This window comes from Streptomyces aculeolatus, from assembly GCF_020400605.1.
Classification (GTDB): Bacteria; Actinomycetota; Actinomycetes; order Streptomycetales; family Streptomycetaceae; genus Streptomyces; species Streptomyces aculeolatus.
Genome location: NZ_JAINRD010000074.1, coordinates 1 through 1,273, shown reverse-complemented (window position 1 = coordinate 1,273; position 1,273 = coordinate 1). Strand labels below are relative to the sequence as shown.

General features: G+C 64.3%; 1 protein-coding gene. It reads right to left on the bottom strand.

Features of this window, described 5'->3' with window-relative positions:
• A partial coding sequence (locus tag LG396_RS38755) for an acyltransferase domain-containing protein (protein ID WP_225798304.1) occupies window positions 1–1,261 on the bottom strand: 1,261 nt, incomplete at its 3' end.
• Window positions 1,262–1,273 lie beyond the last annotated feature (12 nt).

Here is a 1,273-nt window from a genome sequence, read left to right as displayed (position 1 = left end):
CGAATACCGCACCCCAATCCAACTCCACCCCCGCCACCACCAACGAACCCACAGCAGCAGTAAACGCCTCAACCTCACCCACCCGAGAACGACAACTCGGAACCACCACCACCGCCGACCCCGAATCCGGCAACCCCTCCCGCACCAACGCAGTCAACACACCACGCGGCCCAACCTCCACCACCTTGCCCACACCACGACCCGCAAACCACTCAACAACCCGATCAAACCGCACCGCACAACGCGCCTGCTCCACCCAATAACCCACACCCCACTCCCCATCCCCCACCACCTCACCAGACACCCCCGACACCACCGGCACACCACCCCGCCGATGCACCACACCCGCAATCTCCCGCTCAAACTCCCCCAACATCGGCTCAACCAAAGGCGTATGAAAAGCCCGCGACACCTCCAGCCAACGACACCGCACCCCCTCCCCCTCCAACACACCCACCACACCCTCAACCACACCCGGCCGACCCGCCACCACCACCGACAACGGCCCATTCACCCCCGACACCCACACCCCATCCCGCTCCCCCACCAACCCCTCCACCCGCTCCAACGACGCCCCCACCGACACCATCACCCCACGCTCCAACCCCTGCATCAAACGCCCACGCGCCACCACCACCCGCACCGCATCCTCCAACGACAACACCCCCGCCACATGCGCAGCCACCACCTCCCCCACCGAATGCCCCGCCACCACACCCGGCACCACACCCAACGACTCCCACAACCGAAACAACGCCACCTCAAACGCAAACAACCCCACCTGCGTAAAAACCGTCTCCCCCAACCAACCAGCCCCCTCACTCCCCTCCACCGCCCACAACACATCCCTCACCCCAAAACCACCAAACCCCCCACCCAAAACCCCATCCACCAACCCACACACCTCATCAAACACACCCGCAAAAACCGGAAACCCCTCATACAAACCCCGACCCATCCCCAACCGCTGCGCACCCTGACCCGAAAACACCACCCCCACACCACCAGAAACCACACCACCAGAAACAACAGAAACACTCGGCACCCCAGCCGCTACCGCCCCAAGACCCGCAACCGCCTCACCCCGATCACCCGCAAACACCACCGCACGATGCTCCAAACCCGCACGCCCCGTCGCCAACGACCACCCCACATCACCCAACGACACACCAACACCAGACTCACTCTCCAAAAACTCCCCCAACCGCGCAGCCTGACCAGCCAACGCACCCACCGACCGACCCGACACCACCAACGGCACCCGACCACCCAA